Genomic DNA, 22634 nt, shown 5'->3' on the forward strand with positions numbered 1-22634 from the left:
TTTCATATAAATAACGTATACAAATAAAAACTGTTATAGAAAGTAATATAACAAATATAATGAACAAAAATGTGCTTAAAAACATTTTTTTCACAATTTCTTTGTTACTATAACCTTTAAATTTATACTGTAAAAACATTGCATAGAAAAATATAAAGAAAGCACATGTAGAAGATAATAATTCTGCAATAATACGAATAATATCACTCATAAAAAATCCAAATTAAATATATATAAAAACAATAAACATTAATATATATTATATCATACAAAAGTTAATAAAGTAAAATAATATAAAAATAAAATTTCCAAATTAATCTATAATTATAAATTAATAATGAATAATCATTGTTCATAGAAATAACGTATATAAATAAAAAATATTATAGAAAATAATATAACGAACAAAAATATTCTTAACAAAATTTTTTTCCAAATTTCCTTTTTACTATAACCTTTAGATTTATAATATGAAAACAATGTATAGAAAAATATAAATAAAGCACCTATAGAAAATAATAATTCTACAATAATACTAATAATCTCATTCATAAAAAAAATCCAAATTAAATATATAATTTTGTAAAATTATGCACCTAAACCTTCCTGTCAAGTTTGTAGACACATAATTATGCCTACAAGCTTGTGCATTGCTTTACCGCTCAAAAGTGTTTTGACTGAACAAACAACATTACAGATGTCACAATGGCCAGAAATATCGGGGCGCCGTTATGATGGATCACCTGACCGTATTCGCGAATCCGTTCTCAATGTTTTAGCTGCGTATGATTGGCCAGTTGTGGCTCAAAAAAAGTTTAAAGGTGAAGAAGATGCGCTTTATATTGAAACAATGGCAAAAACTTTTTACCTTGGCTTTATTTCAGATATTGTTATTCGTTTAACTGGTGAAGGGGATACAACTTTTGTTGATATGCGTTCTGCTTCTCGTTATTTGCCAAGAGATTTGGGGACTAATGCTGTTTTTATTATCGATTTTATGGATGCGCTTGATACAGAAATCTCGTCACTTCCTCTTTCTCAAGATGATGAGTAGAAACTTGTACTTACTTCCAACAGAAAAATCCCTACCAACCTGTCATTTGTTTGCACTATTATTACTTATTACTGAAAGTGCTTTTACTCTTTCAGGACAAAGCTTTTAAACGAAAATATCTCAATCCTAACTTATTTCATAACAAAAATATTGTTTTGTCTCTCATTTGATGTTTTTATTTAAAATATTTTAAGTATTAATATATATTAACTATTAATATACTATGTATTAAACAATAAAAATGATTTATTTTATTAAAAAGTAAATTTATAATATTTGACAAATAATAACAAATTAACTAATAGGTAAGTATTGTAATTAAAATTTAAATTGTTTATTTTCCTTACTTCTAAGCGGGGAGAACATGCGGAGCTTATAAGGGAGGAACAGCTATGTCTAAAAAATCTTTACTCTCCTGTACAGCTATCGCAGCAATTATGCTTTTTGGCAAAAATCTCAACGTACATGCTGAATCTCTTGAAGTTGATAAAGGAGAAGTAAAAAACGTATCAAACAAGACTTATGAATATATTCAAACAACAAATGGTGGAAAAGTCATCGGTAAAAACTTAACACTGACCGGAGGTCATCCAATAAACAACGATTTGGATGCTGTAGTCCTTAGAACCCAATCTTCAATTGAGTTATGGGATACAACCATTAAAAGTGCAAACGATACTCAGCTGCATAGTGGTGTTGGAATATGGCATGGTAGTACATTTAAGATGATAGGAGGTGTTATTGCAGCCGATTATGGCGTTATATCAGACACTGATGACAGTGGCACAACGATATTGGAAAACGTGAAATTATCAAGCGGTAAAGACAACACTTCGATGAGCAAAGGAATCTCCGCTAGAAAAGGCATAATTACTTTAAAAAATGTAACCGTTAATGAAGCAGATTTATCCGTAGCAGCATCTTCTGATGCACATGTGATAATATCTGTCAGTTCCTTTGGCGGTGAGGTACAAGCTAAACAATGCAGTACCATTACTTTAAACGATAATGTCACAGTAACATCTAAAAATGATGGACTCCATGCAGATGGTGAACAATCTAAAATCACAATGACTGGAGGAACTGTAAAGGGGAAAAAAAGTGCTCTGTTGACAGAAAATGGCGGATATATTGATGTCGCCGATATCACTCTCACCGCATATAACAAAGGAACAGGCGCAAAATCCACTGGTCCTAACAGCATGATTGATTTGCATAATAATGCAACCATTAAAGAGACTGTTATTGGACTTGAAGCAAAAGACAATGGTGTCATTCAAATGACAGGAGGATCTATTGAAATCACAGAAGGCGAAGCAGTAGGTGCATTATTCCTTGACACCGCAAGCAAAAAAAAACACGCTGAAAGATGTGAAAATATCAAGTGGAAAAGATGGCTTTCTTATGGAGAAAGGAATCTCCGCTATAAAAGGCATAATTACTTTAAATAATGTAACCGTCACAAAAGCAAAACGCAGCATCTATGCAGATAACAAATCTCAAGTAATGGTTTCTAGTGGATCTTTTGAGGCAAAAGAAGATGCAATCAATGCTCAAAGTGGTAGTACCATTACTTTGGACAATGAGGCTAAAATCACATCATCTGAGGGTGATGGCCTCCATGCAATTGGTGAGCAATCAAAAATTTTTATGACAGGGGGAACTGTTACCGGTAGCAATAGTGTATTATATACAAAAGCTGGTGGATATATTAATGTTAAAGACGTTGCTCTCACAGCAAATGGAAAAGGAACAAAATTCGGCGCATTTGCAAGAGGTTCCAGTACCATTGAATTGAATGGAAACACAACAATTAAAAATGCTACGATCGGTGTTAAAGCCCAAAGTGATAATGCGACAATCAAGATGACAGGAGGATCTATTGAAATCACAGAAGGCGAAGCAGTAGGTGCATTATTCCTTGACACCACAAGCAAAGAAAACACGCTGAAAGATGTGAAAATATCAAGCGGTAAAGATGGCTTTCTTATGGAGAAAGGAATAAGTGCTGACAAAGGAAGCATGGTTTCTTTAAATAATGTAACCGTTAAGAATGCAGAAAAAGCTCTCTTGGCTAATGATAATTCCCAAATAACAGTAATGGGCGGAGGTTCCTTTGGTGGAGAAGTACAAACTCTGCAAGGTAGCACAATTACTTTAAATGATAATGTCACAGTAACATCTAAAAATTACGGACTCCATGTAGATGGTGAAGAAGCCAAAATCACAATGACGGGAGGGAGTGTAAGTGCAAAAGGAGCAGCATTTGTCGTAAAAGATGGCGGACATATTGATGTCACAGATATTTCTGCAAAAGCACAGCGCAATGGGATACGCTTTGATAACTCAAAAAACGATCAAACTTTAGAAATAAACCTGACCAATACAAACCTTCTCATCGAAGATGGAACGGGTATTGTTGCCAACAATTCATCAAATGGTAAACTCAACCTCAAAGATTCAGAAATCAGAGCCGATAGGTTATTCGTAGGGATAATCCATGATACACCAAAACCTAATCAAATCTTTTCACTCTCCGCAGACCGTTCTGTCTTACAAGGTGGTGTAAGAAATGACGAAAATGGACAAACAAGCTTTGATCTCAAAAACAATACAACATGGTTTGTGAACACCAGCACAAAAGAAAAAGATGATGCGGGCAAGTTACTTGATATCACTCAAAGATCACGTTCTGATGTTTCTGCACTCAACCTCAATGACAGCAAAATTGTTTTTGAAAAGCCAGTAGAAAACCATTATCACACATTACATATCGGTTCTGGTAAAAAAGATACTCCAGAGATCTATAACGCTTCTGGAAACGCAGAAATCCACTTTAACATGGCATGGAACGATGGGGTTGCTGTAGATGATCAAAAAACCGATCGCGTTCTCATTCATGGCGATGCATCAGGTACAACAACAGTTTATATCAAGAGTGATGTAGGGGATAAAAACAGTGTAGAAAATGCTGCGGCCCCCTCGAATACAGGCGGTATTTCCCTTATCCAAGTCTCTGGAAAAGCGATGGAAGACTCCTTCAAATTAGCCAATGGTTATATCACAAGAGATGGTTTGCCTTATAAATACACACTAACTGCTTATGGACCAGAATCACGCCATGGCACAGCCAATATTGAGCAAAACCTCTTTGATGAAAAAAATGAAAACTTCTGGGATTTTCGCTTGCATAAAGCATTTCTTGACTCCGGTGGCGGTAGCGGTTCCGGTGGCTCTGTCCCTGGTCCACATGTGGAAGCTGTCGTACCGCAAGTGGCAAGCTATATCGTGATGCCTAACGCTCTCTTCTACGCTGGTTTTACCGACATTACTAAGCAAAGCAAATTGTTAGCTGATATCCGTACAACACAAAATTATTCTTTCTTCTTTTCACCCTATGGTAGCAATGCTACCTTAACCTCTGAGCGTGGTCCCTTCAAATATGGCTATGGCGCTGATATTCGCTATGCTGCCGTACAAGCAGGTGGTGCATTAGCTGCAATGGAAAGCCAAAATATCACCATGCATTTTGGACTTATGGGAACCTATGGGAAACTCTCTTTCACACCTAAGGATATGGAGGGTGCAGACAAAAGCACACTCAATAAATGGGCGGTTACAGCTTATGGCAGTATACAACACAACAATGGCTTATATGTCGATGTCCTAACTTCCTATGGCATGATCGATGGAAATATCACTACGGCTGATATCAAGAATGCCGCAAACTTGAAGGGTGCCAAAACCTTGAGCGCTTTGGTTACCATTGGAAAAGAATTTGCTACAGGAATGGCAGGGATAGAGTTTGAGCCACAAGCACAAATTGTTTATCAACAATTGTCGTTTGACACCATGAAAGATGCTGATAATCTAGAAATTGATATGAAAAATCCTTCCCAATGGTTGGTTCGGATTGGCGGACGTTTAACTAAAACTGTTTCTGCCGAAAGTGATTATCCCTTTTCTTTTTATGGAAAAGTGAACTTTCTTAAAACCTTTAGTGATGATGGGAAAATACAGATTGGTAAGGAATTTGACCTTGATCCTGCCGGAACTGCCATTGAAGGCGGTTTGGGCATCAATGCACAACTCTCCCACAATATCGTACTTCATGGTGATGTTAGTTACCAACAAAAGCTACAAAAAACGGGTATAACAGGAGCGAGCTTTTCTGGTGGAATACGTTATCAGTTCTAAGAAAATGCTGTAAAGTGAGCGTTATTTTCCCATTTGCTTGCATAAAAAGGCTGGACAACTCCATACTGTGTGGCCTTTTTGATTTGCACAAACCTACCGTGGAATACCGGTTATTCTTTTCTTTATAACATACCTACAACACTTCTTGCTGAAAGCAATCCTTTGGATAAAGATTTTGTAACCAAAGGGCTTGCCTATCTGCCAGCTCCTCCTTCTGGCAACACGACTGCAAGAATAGAAGGGGAAAAACTCATTAGCGCTACCCTTCAATCTCTCCAAGATAAATTAAGAGCGCTAAAAGCACAGGCGGACCGCGTCGAGCGCAGCGGTGCAACACAACATGCGCAATTAGATAGGTTGGAAGATGATCGTCAATTAAGCCAAGGAAAATTAAAGGCTGCAAAAAGCCTGATGGAAACAAAAGTCATTAGCCAAGCCGTTGATTTAGAGCGTTTACATGATTTTAAAAATGTCGAGCATGAAATTTTAACCAATCAAAGACGTTTGGAAGAAAATGCCGCCGAAATAAAAACCCTCCGCCAACAACGGAAAAGTCTCATTTCCGATGAAATCGCCCGCTATCGGCAACTTTCGCGTGAAACAGAACTGAATCTTCAAGGATTAAAAGCAAAGCTTGATAGCACTCAATACCATCTTGACCACTTATCACTCTATGCACCTGTTGATGGACGTATCGATGATTTAAGTATCCATACTTTGGGCGGCTTTGTAGAGGCTGGTAAAACTCTCATGCGCATTGTCCCTGGTGCGGGTGGTCTCATTATTGAAGCATTTTTTGATAATCGAGATATTGGTTTTTTAGAAAAGGGCCAACGTGCTTACATCAAGTTTTCTGCCTTTCCTCCTGAACGTTTCGGTGTTATCCACGGTACAGTCGTTAATGTAGGCGCTACAGCGCGCTATAATAAAGAAATTAATGGTGTCTACGCTGTTTTAATCAAAATTGACCAAGATCATATCACTTTGAATAACAAACAACTTAAATTTATCCCTGGCATGACTGTGACAACGGATGTCATTACCTCAAAACGGCGTCTCATTTCTTATTTCTTTGAGCCTATCACCAAAATTTTAGAACAATCTCTAAAGGAAAGATAAAGATTAATGTGTGTGCATAAAAATCCTTCATCATCATTCATAGACCCTCTTACAGCGTTAGGAGCTATGGTTGTTTTAATGCTTACATCTTCCTTATACCGCCGCTGGCGAATCTGGGATATCGAACGAAATTTAGGACCAGCTTTACAGACTAGGCAATACAAGCTCTATAAAAATGAACGTGGAGAATTTTGTGCCTTTATCACTTGGGCTTTTTTAGATGAGAAAAATCATCAATCTATGCTTGAAAAGGGAGAGCTTTTGTCCGATGCGGATTGGCAAGGCGGAGAATATATGTGGTTTATTGATTGTGTGGCACCCTATGGACATGCTGCTGGTATGGTACGTGACATGCAGCGGCATGTGTTTCCTAATCAGCATTATTGCTACGCTGTTCGGCGTAATGAAGATGGTGGAATACGGAAAATCACCCGCGGGTGTTGCTATAGAGCAAAAAATCCAGCTAAATAGTTTTTCTAAAGCAAGTGCGCATAAATCATTTACCTCTCGTCTTATAGAAAAGAATCTTTTAAAAGAGCTCTTTAAGCGATAGCTATAGCAAGAAAACCTTACCATATTTAGAGCTAACCCACTATAAATAAGTGTCTCTCAACTTACCAGACTTGCTATGAATAGCAACAGAGGTTAAGAAGGCTAATCCACTCTCAAGCTGAACTTTGATTAACTAATTTCACTAGAATTGGCTGGGGTACCTGGATTCGAACCAGGGAATGCCGGTACCAAAAACCGGTGCCTTACCGCTTGGCTATACCCCAAAAAAACACGCTTTATAGCAACTCTTGCACCTTATAGCGATTCCTGTGATTGAACGCAATATTTGAAAATCAAAGACCTTACTTTTTTATCATAAAATTTCTGAGTCTTGTATGGCATTGCCATCAATACAAATTCGTAGCAGAAACTGATATACAGTTGTGATTTTAACATAAGCAGGAACCATTTATCCATCAATTATTTTGCTCTTTGTATTGATTTTCTAGGAACATAAAATGAAAATCTTGCAGTTTACTCATGTATCTAATAAATTTGCATATGATTTACTTTTCTTGATATATTAAAATCCCATCTTTCTCAATTTAAGAAAAAAGCTGTCACCACATTGGCAACCGGTAAGTGTATGATAGTGCTGCTGTGCTCTTGCATTAAGCATAAAGATGGTAATGTCCACTAATTTTTACATTATATTATTCATGGGTAGCTCCATAAAATGAAATCAAGCACATTGAAAAATATTTCCTAAAAATAACACTTAATATTCTGTTGAAAACATTATGATACACCAATAAACTGGAAAAGTTTTGCAAAAATTAAAAACATTTTATATGGTATTTGAAAAAATAGAGATACCAAAACAAGGAATAATCGCTATTTCCATTTACTTTTTATTCAAAAGATAATGATATTTATTACCCGCTCATAGATGTAAAAAATCTTCAGAAGCAATCTTTATGTAGACCAATACCCTTTTTGATTGATGAATATACATTTCCTAAAAGCTTCTTTTACAAAAAGAGAGACATTAAAACTAATTTCATACAAACTAGGTATTCAACATTTGCTTTTAAATTCGGTAAATGGCAAATTAGGCTTATGAAATAAGCTTAACAATTAGAATCGAGGAGATTTTTAAATGGCTTTTGAATTGCCCCCGTTGCCTTATGATTACGATGCCCTTTCGCCTTATATGTCACGCGAAACGCTTGAATATCATCATGATAAGCATCACCTTGCTTATCTTACCAACACCAATAATTTTGTGAAAGAGTTAGGCTTAGAAAATGAAAGCCTTGAAGATATTGTTAAAAAAAGTTTTGGAAAAAATATTGGTTTGTTTAATAATGCAGCGCAGTATTACAATCATAACCACTTTTGGCTTTGGATGAAAAAAAATGGTGGTGGCCAAAAACTTCCTGAAAAGTTAGCAAAAGCTATTGACGCTGATCTAGGTGGTTACGACAAATTCCGCGCTGATTTTATTGCTGCTGCTAGTGCCCAATTTGGTTCTGGATGGGCGTGGGTTGCTGTTAAAGATGGCAAGCTTGAAATTATGAAAACGCCTAATGGTGAAAATCCCTTAGTGCACAATGCTCGTCCTATTTTAGGTGTCGATGTGTGGGAACATTCCTATTACATTGATTATCGCAATGCTCGACCGAAGTACCTCGAATCCTTTGTAGACCATTTAATTAATTGGGACTATGTTTTGGAACTTTATGAAGAATGTGAATTTTAAACTGTCTCAATAATTTTTTAGTGTATGAAAGTCTCTATAATTCAATAAATTATCGGAGACTTTCATACAGAAGTATTATGGATTAGCAAAAATCTTTTCCTGCTATCTTTAGAATATATGCATAGATATAGGCAACTTCTTCTAGCTTTGAAAAACGTCCAGCTGCACCAGCGTGCCCTGAATCCATATTAATACGTAATAAAACTGCATTATCGTCTGTTTTTAGGTCTCGTAATTTTGCCACCCATTTTGCAGGCTCCCAGTAAGTTACACGAGGATCTGTTAATCCTGCCATCACAAGTATAGGGGGATAGTTTTGAGCTTTAACATTATCGTAAGGGGAATAGGAAGCAATAAGCTTATAATCTTCTTCTGATTCAAGAGGATTCCCCCATTCGGCCCATTCTGGAGGTGTGAGTGGCAATGAAGCATCTAACATTGTCGCTAAGACATCAACAAAAGGCACATTTGCTACGATCCCAGCAAAATCCTGTGGAGCTATATTGGCAATGGCTCCCATCAACATCCCCCCTGCTGAACCACCATGAGCAATCAGCCGGTCGTGAGAAGTGAATTTATTGTTTACAAGGTAACGCCCACAAGCAATAAAATCTGTAAATGTATTGTGCTTAAAGAGATGTTTTCCTTTCTCATACCACTCTACTCCCTTTTCTTTTCCTCCGCGAATATGAGCAATAGCATAAATAAAACCTCTGTTTACTAGAGAAAGTACATTACTATTGAAACTGGCAGGAATAGAAATCCCATAAGCACCATAACCGTAAAGCAGACAAGGCGCACCACCATCAAGGGGAGTGTTTTTGTGGTAAAAAAGTGAAATAGGAATCTTCTCACCATCGTCTGCTATTGCTGTAATACGTCGTGTTACATATGCATCTTTATTATGCCCAGAGGGAATTATTTGCGTTTTTAAAAGCATTCGTTTACAATTTTTCATCTCATAATCAAACACTTGATCAGGTGTTGTCATAGACGAATAGGAAAAACGAATAGTTGGACTGTTATATTCTGCAACTCCTTGCAGACCTAAAGAATAAGCCTCTTCAGTAAAAGCGATGGAATTAACTTGTTTAGTGGTACGTTCCATTACTTTTATACGTGGAAGCCCCTCAAAACGTTCGATCCAGACAAGAAAATCTTGATAAGCATCATGGGATAATATTAGGCACCCAAGCTGATGTGGGATAAACTCAGACCAATTTTCTGATTGTGGAGATGTATATGGCGCTACCATAATTTTGAAATCTTTTGCATTATCTAAATTGGTTAGAATATAAAAGACATCACCACCCTCTGTAAGTAAATATTCAATACCTTTTTGTCGTTTCCGTACACATTGGGGAACAGTAAAAGGCGCCTCAGCAGGAATTAACCAGATCTCGGATGTTTCATGATCATAAATATTAATATAAATAACATCATTAAGCTTAGAACCGCTTACATCTAAGAAAAAACCTGGATTGTCTTCACGAAAAATAAGCTTATCTTGTGATTGATCTGTGTTTAATTGGTGATAATAGAGCTCTGAAGGTCGGTGGTTTTTATCCATCTTAGTATAGAAAAAACCTTCAGACCTAGCATCCCATACAATTTGACCAGATGTATCAGTAATTATGTCCGTACAGTCAGATAATGTCTCAAAATTACGAATTTTAGCTGTATAGAACTCTGATCCTTTGTCATCATAGGTCCATACCACATGTGTATGGTCAGGAGATTCTTGAACTGAACCAAATTTAAAATATTCTTTGCCTTCTGCCAAGACATCACCATTAAGGTACACGTTTTTTTCTCCGCCATTCCTTGGTGTCCGAAAATAATGTGGTTGTTGGCCTCCGGTAACATAAGAGAATCCGTAAGCAAAAGGGCCATGTTTTATAGGAACAGAACTATCATTCTCTTGGATCCTGTTTTTCATTTCGGTAAAAAGCAAATCTCGTAATGGTTTTGTATCAGCCATTTGAGCTGATTGATAAGCATTTTCTTTTTCAAGATAATGTCGAATATTGGGATCAAGACAGTTAGGATCTTTAAAAACATCTTGCCAGTTAGACGCACGTAGCCAATGATAGGGATCATCACGAAAAATACCATGATATATTTCCTTATGAGTGATTCTAGATGCTTTGGGAGGAATTGCAAAAGTGCGAGTCATACACAATCCTATATTAAAATATGTTAATAGCTTCGTTTATATGTTAGAATCACAATGATTGATGCAAGTGTAAAAACCTATAAGTTCTATTCACTTGCAAAAATAGCACCATGATAATTTTTAAAACTAATACCTTTCTGTTCATTACATATCACAGCTATTGTTTTCTAGGGATATAACACCACTTTTATAATGAAAGTGACTGGTAAAACAATTAAACTATTAGAAAAAGAATTGATTTTTTTTGAAACAGTATAATCGCATAATTTTACAGAAAGGAATAAATATATCTAAAATATTATTATTACTGTATAAAAAATAAAAATGTCCTATCTCCTTTTAATGAATAGTTTTATATTATAAATAATACTATTATGTCATAATTATAATATATCATGTTTTTTATTATTAAATTTTATAAATATAAATAATAAAAACAAATTTAAAACTTATTAAACATAAACTTACTAAACTATAAGTATTCAAAACAAAATATAATAATTTATATATTATATTTTTATAATTAGTAATTTTATTTTTACGTTCTCAAAAAAAATAAATAAATTTTATCATATATTTTTTTATATTTGTGATGTATTATATATTATGTATGATATGTTATAGGGTAAAAATATATTTTAGCATGTAATAATTTCGTTTTTCTTATTGTATATTATGACAAAAAATAGGTATTTATTTGATTTTTTTGTGTTTTGGCAATTTTATAGAATAATTGAATTGACAAAAAAGATTTTTGTACAATATGAAACTCATGTGCATGAGATCTTTATATCATGAGTATATGCACTATATCTCGATTTTGAATTACTCAATTTTAAATTAAAGGAAACAAGAATGGAACATCGTGCAGTCTTAGAGACTGAAAGCAATTTAGTTATTACATTGGTTGCTGATATTGTTGCTGCCTACGTGAGTAATAATTCTATTCGACCGACTGAAGTGCCAAGTTTAATTGCTGATGTCCATGCTGCTTTTCGTAAAGCAGGGAATCTAGAGTTAACAGAAGTCGAAGTTGAAAAACAAAGGCCTGCCGTTAATCCGAAGCGTTCAGTATTTCCTGATTATCTCATTTGCCTTGAAGATGGAAAGAAGTTTAAATCTCTAAAGCGTCATCTCATGACACATTATGGAATGTTGCCAGAGGAATATCGTGAAAAATGGCAGTTAGATAGTTCTTACCCTATGGTGGCGCCTAATTATGCAAAAACACGATCGGCTTTGGCCAAAGAAATGGGGCTTGGACGCAAAAGCAAACGGAAAAAAACTAAATAATCTTATTTTGCGAAAAAATGGTTTCGTGCATAAAGTTGATTTTAGTATACATGTTTTGTGTGAAGCTTTTGTATATATAGCAATTTCTACCAAGGGGATTACATATAGCTTTCGTTACGAATCCGTTTAATCATTGATTTCAAACCATTTGATCGTTGTGGTGTAAGATTTTCATTTAAACCAAGTTTTTCAAAGAGCTCTTGAGCATCAGAATTGCGAATTTCAGAAGCTTTTTTGCCTGAATAAAAAGCAAGAAGTATGTAAATGAGTCCACGCACAATATGAGCATCGGAATCACCTTGAAACGTCAATATTGGATCTTTTGAGTTATTACGTGAAGATAGAAGCCACACTTGGCTAACACAACCAGGAACTTTGTGAGCATCGTTTCGAGCGCTTTCTGGAAAAGGTGGCAATTCATAGCCAAGCTCGATGACATAACGATAACGATCTTCCCAATTATCCAAAAGCGAAAAGTTCTCTATAATATTACCGATTGTTTCCGCCATTATTTTAGTCCTGTTTCGTTTGAATAATCATTCTTGAATACACTTATAAAAAATAAATATTTATTCTTCCTAACATAAATAACACGAAGAACGTTAAAAATCCTTATTTCAAGATAACATTGCATGGTTTTGTAAGAACTCTTGTATTTCGATTTTGTAAGAAACATTAGGGGAAGTCTCTGATATCATTTTTGTTTCCTAATATGTTCCCTAAATATTCATAAGCAGCTCTTGCACCGTAATATGCGCGCTCACCAAGTGAACTTAAAAAGGATTTTCCTACTTTGCAGGTTTTTATATTACGGTCACAAAATGCGCCTAAGTCATTTAAGGCTTCCTTAAAAGCAACAATCACATCGCTCGTTGTTGTCTCATTATTTTGGGGGCTAGAAGAATGGTTACTGCTTGGATCTGCTACAAAAAATGAAATAATGACAAAAATAAAAAATAAAAAAAATGATAATTTGATTAAAAAACGTATCATGGACAATCAATGTACCGCAGTGGTAAATACAATAAAAGAAGCATTTTATACACTGTTGCTTTATAAACAATTTATAAAATGTGCTTTTTATAAAATTGAGTATTCATGTATTGGATCTATATCATTGGCTTTTTTATAAATATGGCACAATTCCGCTGTATAAAATGGGATACATTGTCTATTCAGTAAAAAATTAACATCAAAATTATACACTTACAAGCTGGTCATGTTAATGAACATACTATGATAAAAAATGAGAGAGATAATCGTGTTGTGTACATAATTATTTTAAATAATAGTCCACCATCTTAGCTTAGTTGAAAAAGCTAAAAAGAGTAAACTCTGTTATTCTGACTCTAGTGTCGATAAAATATTTATATTATCTATAAAATTTTTACTGGAATGTTATGAAAATAGTCAACCTGTCAATAAAAACATCAAAAAATAACTGCATCTCTTATGATTACATCTCAAGCCAGTTTTTTCTATAACATTGTAAACATCAATTTAATTAATACTTATGAAAATTATTTAATAGAAGGAATTTATACCAAAATATAATAATATTAAGAGATAATTATTATTACCAAACCGTTTATGGATAAGTAACCATCTATATGTAAATTATAAAGAATAGATAATGATTGTCATCTTTTTAGCGTTATAGGCAAATATTTTCAATTTTATTTTAAATAATAGGCAAACATATGCCCCAAAATGAAGAATAACGTGGCATTATTGTTTAGATAATTATATGTGATAATGCAGTTTGCAAACACCAAAATGATCTTGAATGCTAATCATTTGGTGCTCTCTTTATACACATTAAAGATTTGTATAAAATAAAATGAATAAACGTTGATAAGAACTCTTGTTGATTTATCAACTTATAAATTGATATAATGAAGCCGCTCATTTTAGGAGTTTGAAAGGAAAAATCAATAATGTCAATGCACTTCTCTCTGGCTGGAAGTAAAAACTGATTCATATTCGTTTCCTAATTTATATTTGTTTCTTTGTAAAAAATAAACGCAACTGAAAATAAAAGTAATGGCAACAAAACGAAAGACCTACCGAAAAAAAACTGTAAAACACCGTAAATACTATAGTAGTATTGTTATAACACTTCTTCTTATAATTTTTCATTTTATTTTTTGGAGTGCAAAAACTCTTTATTTCTATACACGAAAAAATACTTTATTTTTTGTTGGATCTTTTCTTTTTAGCATTAGTTTTTTATTTATTTCATTTAATGCTTTATTTTCGCAAATGACAACGCATCAAAATATTTTAACTCAAATGAAATTTTCCTCTGTTCAAAGTATAGGTAAGAGCTCTACTTTATCGGAAAAAGAAGAAAAATCACAAGAACTCTCCCGTGTAACTTCTGTACATTCTCAAAGTCATAAGCACACAAATTCACCTTTACCCTCTCAATCAGCAAGCATGCTGGAAAAGCAAAAAGAACTAGCAAAATTAGGACTTTATGATGGACCATTAGATGGACTGGAAGGACCTAAAACACGCCGAGCCATCACTTTATGGAAACAGCAAACTGCTCAGAGAATGCAAAAGAATGTTCTATCTAATCCCGCAGCAGATGAAATCGCGATATTAATTAAGCAAAGCGAAATAGAAACAAACAATACAAAAAATATGACACACTTAAAAGAAGCTATTTTAGAGCCTTCTGTTGAAGATATTATACAAGTGCAAAAAGCTTTACATATTTTTGGGAATGAGGAGGTTATTGTCACAGGAATAGAAGATCAAAAGACGATAGAAGCCTTAAAACAGTTTCAAAAAATATTTGATCTTCCTGTAACAGGTAAAATTAATCACACAATTTTAATGAAAATGCGTGAAATTGGTTTATTAAATTGAAGCTAATCATAATAATCTCTTAATTTATAATGATAATTCATCTTTCGTTTGTTTAATGCTCCCCTCAAACATTCCTTCATCTCAAGCCCTCTTATTTTCAATCAATCAGAATGGTTTTCTTACACATTACATATTGAGCCGTATAATTTTCTTCAAAAAAACCACAACCGATTGCAGAAAAAAGAATATTGCAAAATAGCAAACGCGCTTATTCTAGCATTTTTATTACCTCTGATGATAAAAGGACACGAAATTTTTGTAGTATCATGTAAACCTTTCATATTATCGAACCACGAATTGTCCATATATTATCGTCAATTTGATCTTTATAAATATGATGCAAAGAATTTGTGCAAACACCTGTAAGGATAAATAGACGTAAAGCTAATTGTGTTATGGTTGTTGTTTTGCAAAGTGTCTGATAAAAAACCGGCACTTCTCTCTAATCTATTGCTGGAAAGTTATGTGTTTTATGACATTGTCTTCTTAAGAGAGCGTGTGCGTTTAGTATTGCCTATAAATCAACATCCAAACTTACCGCAGCAGTATGTTTGAAAAAAATGTTAAGACAGTTTAGTACTTCTCTCAGCTGTTATAGCTTTTATATGCCAAATGGAGGCAAGAATATTACGCATCTCTGTTTGTATAATCTCTTAAAACAGGAAAACAGCCTAATTTGGGAAAAATATGAAAAGTTAAGGTAAAAACCAGTTTTCATCTTTGTCATTTCCTTTTAATTCAGCTTTACGCCTTTCAAAGACATCTAAAGCAATATCTTTAAAATAACGGAAATTACCTATTGCCTCATGCTCTTACTTTATCACATGTCTTTTTGGTCTCACTCCCCCTCACCTAAAACAAAATGTCCCAAACGGAATATACTTGGATTGCCATTCACGGGCTTTCTTAAAAAACATCTCTAAAGCACCTAAAACCACTTCGCAACAACGCCCATGAATAATAATAGTAGTCCCACTGCACGCGCCGCGCATCATCTTTACGCTTTTTGTCAAGAAGCAAGCCGGCACCATTACACACTGTACCTACCTTCAATTTGTGACAGCTCTTGACACTTGAGACGTTTCATAAGAGGCATATCCTTGCTTTATTTTTTTATCTACAGACGCTCATCCCGCCTGTAACATACAAAAAACATGGTTTTGATTGATTCATTATAAAAGAAGTCGAAATAAGAAGATCTTATGATATTTACAGCTTTCATTCAATATGAGAAATAAAAAATTATCTTTATAAATCAATAGATTGTGTAACTTTGATATTCCTTTATAAATGTAAAGATGGGAGTGCATAATGGAGTTTATAAATTTTGGGAAGATTTTTATAAACTTACGGGGAGTTTTACATAATCCCCATTCCACGAATATCAATGTAAAATGGGGCATCCATTGAGAAATGTCTATCTCAAACAGCATGATGCGCAAAAAAAATGCATTTGTTTGGAGCATTCTATTTTGCGTGAGGAGCTCATTCCCCTATAAAAAAGCAAACGCGTAAATTGACTGCACAATAACACGTTTCTCTCTATCAAGAGGTTCGCCAATAAAAAGTGCATTAATAATACATCTTTGTCTATCCTGTGCTTTATATTTTCTCTCATAAACCTCTAAAAAAACACTTTCTCGCGTAACACAACTTATCGTGCATTTTAGAAGCATTTTTATTCCCTTTATTAAAGAAAATAAAAGAATATATAAAAATTTATTTCAGTAATAACGATACAACAAAAAATATTAACCCATTACATCCTTTTTGCTATTGCGGCCTGAGCTGCTGCTAAACGAGCAATTGGCACTCGAAAAGGAGAACACGAAACATAATCCAGGTTATTTTCTTCGCATAAAGCAATAGAGGCAGGATCGCCTCCATGTTCACCGCAAATTCCCAATTTTATTTTTGCACGCTTTGAGCGTCCACGCTGTGCAGCAATGGTAATAAGTTCCCCTACTCCATCACGGTCAATAGACACAAAAGGATCTTGCTCTAAAAGACCTTTTTGAAAATAGGTTGCCAAAAAAGGAGCTGCATCATCACGGGAAATCCCAAAAGTAGTTTGTGTCAAATCGTTTGTTCCAAATGAAAAAAATTCAGCAGTTTCAGCAATTTCATCTGCTCGAAGCGCCGCTCTTGGAAGTTCAATCATCGTCCCAACCATATATTGAATAGTGCTTCCCTTTTCTTTCATCACTTCCTCAGCAACCTGATCAATACGCGCTTTCACAAAATCGAGTTCAGATTTAAGCGCAACCAGTGGCACCATAATTTCAAGCATAACAGGAGATCCAGATTTTTGGGCAGCTTCTGCTGCTGCTTCAAAAATCGCCCGCGCTTGCATTTCTGCAATTTCAGGATAAGTAATAGCTAAACGGCATCCTCGTAATCCAAGCATAGGATTAAATTCGTGCAACTGCTGAGTGCGTTCAGCAAGCACTTCAGCAGAAACACCCATAGCTGTTGCAACATCAAGAATTTCTGCTTTCGTTTTAGGCAAAAATTCATGTAATGGTGGATCTAGCAAGCGGATAGTAACAGGTAAACCACACATAATTTCAAATAATTCACTAAAATCTGAACGCTGCATTGGCAAAAGCTTATCTAGTGCTTTACGACGACCACTTTCATCATGACTTAAAATCATTTCACGCATGGCAACGATACGTTCATCAGAAAAAAACATATGCTCCGTACGGCAAAGACCTATACCTTCAGCCCCAAAAGAGCGCCCCATACGGGCATCAGATGGTGTATCAGCATTAGCGCGAACTCTTATACGTCGCATCCCATCAGCCCATTCCATTAATTTTGCAAAGTCTCCGCAAAGCTGAGGCTGCAACATTGCAACTTTCCCTTTGAAAATTTCTCCACTTCCACCATCAATTGTGATAACATCACCTTTTTTTAGGCTTTCTCCTGAGGCAAACAATGTATTTGTGTTATAATCAATCCGCACACTGCCAGCACCAGAAATACATGGTTTTCCCATCCCCCGCGCAACAACAGCAGCGTGACTTGTCATACCGCCACGCGTTGTTAAAATTCCTTCTGCAGCATGCATACCATGAATATCTTCTGGACTTGTTTCTACCCGGACCAAAATAACTTTGCGACCTTCCGCCGACACAGTTTCTGCCTCTTCTGAAGTAAAAACAATTTCACCAGTTGCGGCTCCAGGAGAAGCAGGTAAACCACGTCCTATAACAAAACGTTCTGCTTTAGGATCAAGTGTTGGATGCAAAAGTTGGTCCAGCGACTTTGCATCAATACGCATCACAGCCTCTTCACGGTTTATTAACCCCTCCTCAACCATTTCAATTGCCGTCTTGAGAGCCGCACGAGCCGTGCGTTTTCCTGAACGAGTCTGAAGCATCCATAATTTACCTTTTTCAATGGTAAATTCGAGATCTTGCATATCCCGATAATGCTGCTCAAGCTTCTGCGCAATCTGACATAATTTCAAAAAAGCCTCAGGCATAATTTTTTCTAACGACGGTCTATTTGAACCAGCAACAATACGCGCACTTTCTGTAATATTTTGAGGCGTTCGAATGCCCGCCACAACATCTTCCCCTTGCGCATTAACTAAAAATTCACCATAAAGTTCTTTTTTCCCTGTCGATGGATTGCGTGTAAAAGCAACACCTGTTGCCGAATCTTCTCCCATGTTACCAAAAACCATAGCTTGCACATTAACTGCCGTTCCCCAACTTTCAGGAATGCTATGTAAACGGCGATAAGTAACTGCACGTGCTGTCATCCAACTTGAAAAAACGGCTCCAATTGCCCCCCATAACTGTTGTTCAGGATCTTGTGGAAAAGGGGTTCCTAATTTTTCTTCAACATAGGCTTTATAAGAAATAATAACATTCTTCCAATCATCTGCTGTCATTTCTGTATCAATAGTGTAACCATTGCATGCTTTTACTTCATCAAGAATCTCTTCAAAATACGAATGGTCTAGCCCCAAAACAACGTTAGAATACATTTGGATAAAACGCCGATAACTATCATAAGCAAAACGTTCATTATTGGCTTGTAAAGCAATTGCTTTTACAGTTTTATCATTCATGCCAAGGTTCAGCACTGTATCCATCATCCCTGGCATAGAAGCCCTAGCCCCTGAACGAACAGACAGCAAAAGTGGTCTTTGTTCATTCCCAAATTCACGTCCTGTTTGTTCAGCAACGTATCTTAGTGCTTGCTTAACAGATTCCTGTAGCTCTTCTGGATATGATTTGTCATGGGCATAATAAAAATTACAAACTTCTGTTGTCAGCGTAAATCCGGGTGGTACGGGCAAACCAAGATTACTCATTTCTGCCAAATTAGCCCCTTTACCTCCGAGAAGGTTACGCTCACTTGCACTTCCTTCTGCCTTTCCATCTCCAAAACTATAAACCCATTTTTTCACTGTACAAATCCTCCCATATCAGCTTCAAAACATCATTCAACCCAGGCTCACTTAAAAGCAATGATTTGATTCAAAATTGGCTCAACGATATCGCTTCATAAATGCATAATATTAATCCTTCCAAAAGAGATAATGACCAAAAGTATCACTATCCATCTTCTGGAAGATTAAGATTCAGTTTTTTAGAAAACTATCAATCACCGAAAAAAATTCTTCTACTTTCATGGCACCTTCATATTTACTACCATTAATAAAGAAAGTAGGTGTTGCTGTGACACCAAGCTCTTTACCGCGTTCAAAAGATGCATTTACTTCATCTAAAATGGACTGATTTTTCAAACACGCAGTAAAACTTTCATCTGTAAAACCAGCCATTAAGCCAATTTTCTTCAATGGTGTTAGAGCATTTTTTCCGAAAGCCCATTCATTTTGTTTTTGAAATAAAACTTCTATCAAAGGAAAATAGCGATCTTCCGGTGCACACCGTGCCAACATAAAACCTGCTGTTGCCCGAGGATCAAAAGCATATTCTCGGAAAATAAGTTTTACTTTTCCTGTTTTGATATATTTTTTACGAATTTGGGGAAGTATATCATTATAAAAATGCGCACAATGGGTACATGTCAACGAAGCATACTCAACAATGACGACTGGTGCATCCGCCTCTCCCTCAAAGCGATCCTTTACTTTACCCGATTGGAGAAGCTCTGCCATATCAACAGTTGCCACTGATTTGGGATCACGCGCTAAAGCAACTGTTACACTGTTTTGTACAATCGTTATGAAGAGAAAAATTATCCCGAAAGATAAAAAAGAACGATATTTTACCATAAATAATACTTTTCTGTTGTTATTAACGAATAGGAATCCAATGCTTTCTCATATATTAAAGAAAAATATATAAAATATCTTTCTATTTATTATTTTTTTCCAAAAAAATGCAACAGCCAAGTTGGTAAAGTGCTTGGTGCAAACTTTTATCTTCAATTCCTTCAAGCATTTTTTCCACGTATTTTTTGTCTTGTTCACTCAAAGGCGGTTTTAGAGGCAAGTGATTCATAAAAACCGACATACTCCTTTGCTCAATCTTGATGCGATCAATAGCAATATAGCCAAAAAATCCGTTAATTCTATGAAGTAATTCCTCTGTTTCATGCATCAATTTTAACGCAGCAAATCCTTCACATGCGACAACAAGTGTTGCTGGCTGAAAAACTTCATCTTGATCTGCACGACGTTTCCAAATAATTTTAAGCGGCATTGTATGTTCACTGATATCATAGCCTGCAATCTGTGGCCAATGTTCTATAAGCGCTACATTAAGCCCTGTCCGTTTGCGTAAAACTGGATCAAGTATTTTGTATACCGCCTCAGAAAGAGAATAAAAGATACGTTTTTTAAGTTGTTTTCTCATTTTTAGATCATTGTTCAAGCGCTTACTAAATTAAAATCATTTGTTTCATCTAAAAATTGTTGCCTCCTCAATTTATGAAATATCAACAAAATAAAAAGCCTTTTCTCACCAGAGCCTTGACAATAAAAGAGCAAAAAACATGAATTACAAAATAAATAATTTTTTCTTTTGCATTTTATATCTCCCTATGCTTGAAAGCAATCATGTATGAAATTTCTTCGCACCTCCTTGCTTGGTACGATCAAAATCACAGACATCTTCCATGGCGGATTACCCCCGAAAAGCAAAAACAAGGTATCCGTCCTGATCCTTATCAAGTTTGGCTTTCTGAAATCATGCTTCAACAAACAACCGTTGAAACAGTTAAGCCTTATTTTAAAAAGTTTCTAAAACTATGGCCTGATCTTTCCTCTTTAGCAAAAGCCTCCCAAGATGATATCATGAAAGCATGGGCTGGACTTGGTTATTATTCACGCGCACGTAATCTTAAAAAATGTGCGCGACAGCTTGTTGAAAACTACGCGGGACAATTTCCACAATCTGTAAAAGAATTGCGAACTCTAGCCGGTATTGGAGATTATACTGCCGCAGCCATTGCTGCGATTGCTTTTAACCACCCTGTAGCAGTGGTTGATGGTAATGTCGAACGTGTGGTAGCGCGACTTTTTGCTATCACTTCAATACTGCAAAAAGCAAAAGTTGAAATTAAAGAAAAAACACAAAAAATTACTGCTTTAAATCGTCCTGGTGACTTTGCTCAAGCAATGATGGATTTGGGAGCAACAATTTGTACTCCACGCAAACCATCTTGTTATACCTGCCCTCTTCAATGTTTATGCAAAGCAGAAAAGATGCAACAACCGGAGTCTTTTCCAGTTAAAGCCCCTAAAAAAGAACGCCCTTCAAAAACAGGTATTGCTTTTGTGGTCCTTAATAAAAAGAAACAAATTTATTTGGAAAAACGACAGACGCAAAAGCTCCTTGGTGGAATGACCCAAATTCCTAACAATATTGGCATAAACAACGAAAATGGGCTACAAAACGCACCCTTTACTGCCAATTGGCAATTCAAAGGACAAATTACGCATGTTTTTACTCACTTTTCTCTAAAACTTGATGTTTACTATACCGAAGATGTTCATGAAATGAATTGTGAAAATGGTTGGTGGTGTAACATTCAACATCTTGCCGAAGAAGCATTACCTACTGTTATGAAAAAAGCCATTTCCGTAGCACTTCCCAATTCTTTTAGATTTAAATAACCTTCCCTATTCATAAAAATGTTTTCTAATGGAGACTTTTGTATCTCTAGCGATCATTTACTAATCTGTAAAAGAAAAATTTTAAAAAATGAAATAACCAATTTTTTCTACAGACAAAAATTAAAGAGGGATAGAAACGCTTAGAAGCTTTAGATTTAAATTTCAGGATCTATCCTTTTTTCGCTTATGACGGAGCAAGTTAGCACCATCGTTATATTTACCAGCCCCCTCAACATCCCTTGGTACGTGAAACGGATTATAAGAGGTACTTTTAGTTCTTTGGTTAACAATTTTTATTCACACGCCAACCCCGTTTATGACATGCAAGAAAGTAATTTTCATCGATTCAATATGGAACAAATTTGAAATAAGAAAACTTGACGATATTCCGAGGGCAATTCGATATGAGTTGCGCTAAATTATATTTATAATCAATATATTATATGCACTTTACAGATGTATGTATTCAAAAAAGCACTTAATTTTGAACTTCTGAATGAACCTTTTAATTCTGATATTTCATTTTTATAAGCTTATATTGAAATTTTACTGTTTTGGAACT

The 22634-nt window shown here is 35.3% G+C and carries 14 protein-coding genes, 1 tRNA gene and 2 pseudogenes; 9 read left to right on the forward strand and 8 right to left on the reverse strand.

All coding sequences use genetic code 11. The features are described from left to right. Positions 1-652 precede the first annotated feature (652 nt). From ACFIMP_RS00885 to ACFIMP_RS00905, 5 genes and pseudogenes are all read left to right on the forward strand, one after another. Positions 653-1054: pseudogene (locus ACFIMP_RS00885) on the forward strand (DUF1499 domain-containing protein); the annotation flags it as partial. Between the two features lie 392 nt (positions 1055-1446). Further along, the gene (locus tag ACFIMP_RS00890) at positions 1447-2505 is read left to right on the forward strand and encodes a hypothetical protein (protein WP_375638060.1); all 1059 of its coding nucleotides are present in this window, start codon (positions 1447-1449) and stop codon (positions 2503-2505) included. After that, positions 2390-5251 (forward strand): autotransporter outer membrane beta-barrel domain-containing protein, encoded by a 2862-nt coding sequence (locus tag ACFIMP_RS00895; RefSeq protein ID WP_375685899.1) that lies wholly within the window; start codon positions 2390-2392, stop codon positions 5249-5251. Before ACFIMP_RS00890 ends, ACFIMP_RS00895 begins: the two co-directional genes overlap by 116 nt. A 78-nt stretch (positions 5252-5329) precedes the next feature. Then, a complete protein-coding gene (locus ACFIMP_RS00900) occupies positions 5330-6370 on the forward strand; it encodes an HlyD family type I secretion periplasmic adaptor subunit (protein WP_375685900.1) in 1041 nt (346 codons plus the stop codon). A 6-nt stretch (positions 6371-6376) separates the two neighbouring features. Next, positions 6377-6841 (forward strand): toxin-activating lysine-acyltransferase, encoded by a 465-nt coding sequence (locus tag ACFIMP_RS00905; protein WP_375613007.1) that lies wholly within the window; start codon positions 6377-6379, stop codon positions 6839-6841. Between the two features lie 230 nt (positions 6842-7071). Here ACFIMP_RS00905 and ACFIMP_RS00910 read toward each other — a convergent pair. Continuing rightward, positions 7072-7146: transfer RNA gene (locus ACFIMP_RS00910), tRNA-Gln, on the reverse strand. 875 nt (positions 7147-8021) lie between these two features. Here ACFIMP_RS00910 and ACFIMP_RS00915 point away from each other — a divergent pair. Next, positions 8022-8624 (forward strand): superoxide dismutase, encoded by a 603-nt coding sequence (locus ACFIMP_RS00915; RefSeq protein ID WP_375613008.1) that lies wholly within the window; start codon positions 8022-8024, stop codon positions 8622-8624. 82 nt (positions 8625-8706) lie between these two features. Here the strand turns inward: ACFIMP_RS00915 and ACFIMP_RS00920 are convergent, their stop codons facing one another. After that, entirely contained in the window at positions 8707-10800 is a 2094-nt protein-coding gene (locus ACFIMP_RS00920) for a S9 family peptidase (protein WP_375613009.1), read from the reverse strand. Positions 10801-11655: 855 nt separating this feature from the next. Between ACFIMP_RS00920 and ACFIMP_RS00925 the strand changes: the two genes are divergently transcribed. After that, positions 11656-12093, forward strand: a complete 438-nt coding sequence (locus tag ACFIMP_RS00925) for a Ros/MucR family transcriptional regulator (protein WP_012754848.1) — start codon at positions 11656-11658, stop codon at positions 12091-12093. Positions 12094-12191: 98 nt separating this feature from the next. Here ACFIMP_RS00925 and ACFIMP_RS00930 read toward each other — a convergent pair whose 3' ends face one another. Beyond that, the gene (locus ACFIMP_RS00930; RefSeq protein WP_375611146.1) at positions 12192-12602 is read right to left on the reverse strand and encodes a SufE family protein; all 411 of its coding nucleotides are present in this window, start codon (positions 12600-12602) and stop codon (positions 12192-12194) included. 108 nt (positions 12603-12710) lie between these two features. Further along, positions 12711-13086 (reverse strand): annotated as a pseudogene (locus ACFIMP_RS00935) (DUF5330 domain-containing protein). A 1050-nt stretch (positions 13087-14136) separates the two neighbouring features. Here ACFIMP_RS00935 and ACFIMP_RS00940 point away from each other — a divergent pair. Further along, entirely contained in the window at positions 14137-14970 is an 834-nt protein-coding gene (locus ACFIMP_RS00940) for a peptidoglycan-binding domain-containing protein (RefSeq protein WP_375613011.1), read from the forward strand. 906 nt (positions 14971-15876) lie between these two features. On the opposite strand, the gene ACFIMP_RS00945 is transcribed toward ACFIMP_RS00940, so the two are convergent. From ACFIMP_RS00945 to ACFIMP_RS00960, 4 genes are all read right to left on the reverse strand, one after another. After that, the gene (locus ACFIMP_RS00945; RefSeq protein WP_375681110.1) at positions 15877-16008 is read right to left on the reverse strand and encodes a hypothetical protein; all 132 of its coding nucleotides are present in this window, start codon (positions 16006-16008) and stop codon (positions 15877-15879) included. A gap of 721 nt (positions 16009-16729) precedes the next feature. Beyond that, on the reverse strand, positions 16730-19396 hold the full coding sequence (gene ppdK / locus ACFIMP_RS00950; RefSeq protein WP_375613012.1) for a pyruvate, phosphate dikinase: 2667 nt from the start codon (positions 19394-19396) through the stop codon (positions 16730-16732). 174 nt (positions 19397-19570) lie between these two features. Next, a complete protein-coding gene (locus ACFIMP_RS00955; RefSeq protein ID WP_375611143.1) occupies positions 19571-20227 on the reverse strand; it encodes a DsbA family protein in 657 nt (218 codons plus the stop codon). Positions 20228-20309: 82 nt separating this feature from the next. After that, positions 20310-20810: a DUF721 domain-containing protein gene (locus ACFIMP_RS00960; protein ID WP_375611142.1), complete on the reverse strand. Its 501-nt coding sequence runs from the start codon at positions 20808-20810 to the stop codon at positions 20310-20312. Positions 20811-21013: 203 nt separating this feature from the next. Here ACFIMP_RS00960 and mutY point away from each other — a divergent pair, with 203 nt between their 5' ends. Beyond that, positions 21014-22072, forward strand: coding sequence for an A/G-specific adenine glycosylase (gene mutY / locus ACFIMP_RS00965; protein ID WP_375620664.1), 1059 nt, complete (start codon positions 21014-21016; stop codon positions 22070-22072). Positions 22073-22634: the final 562 nt, after the last annotated feature.

It is taken from the genome of Bartonella sp. AP65SXKL (assembly GCF_042195725.1).
In the GTDB taxonomy this organism is placed as follows: domain Bacteria; phylum Pseudomonadota; class Alphaproteobacteria; order Rhizobiales; family Rhizobiaceae; genus Bartonella.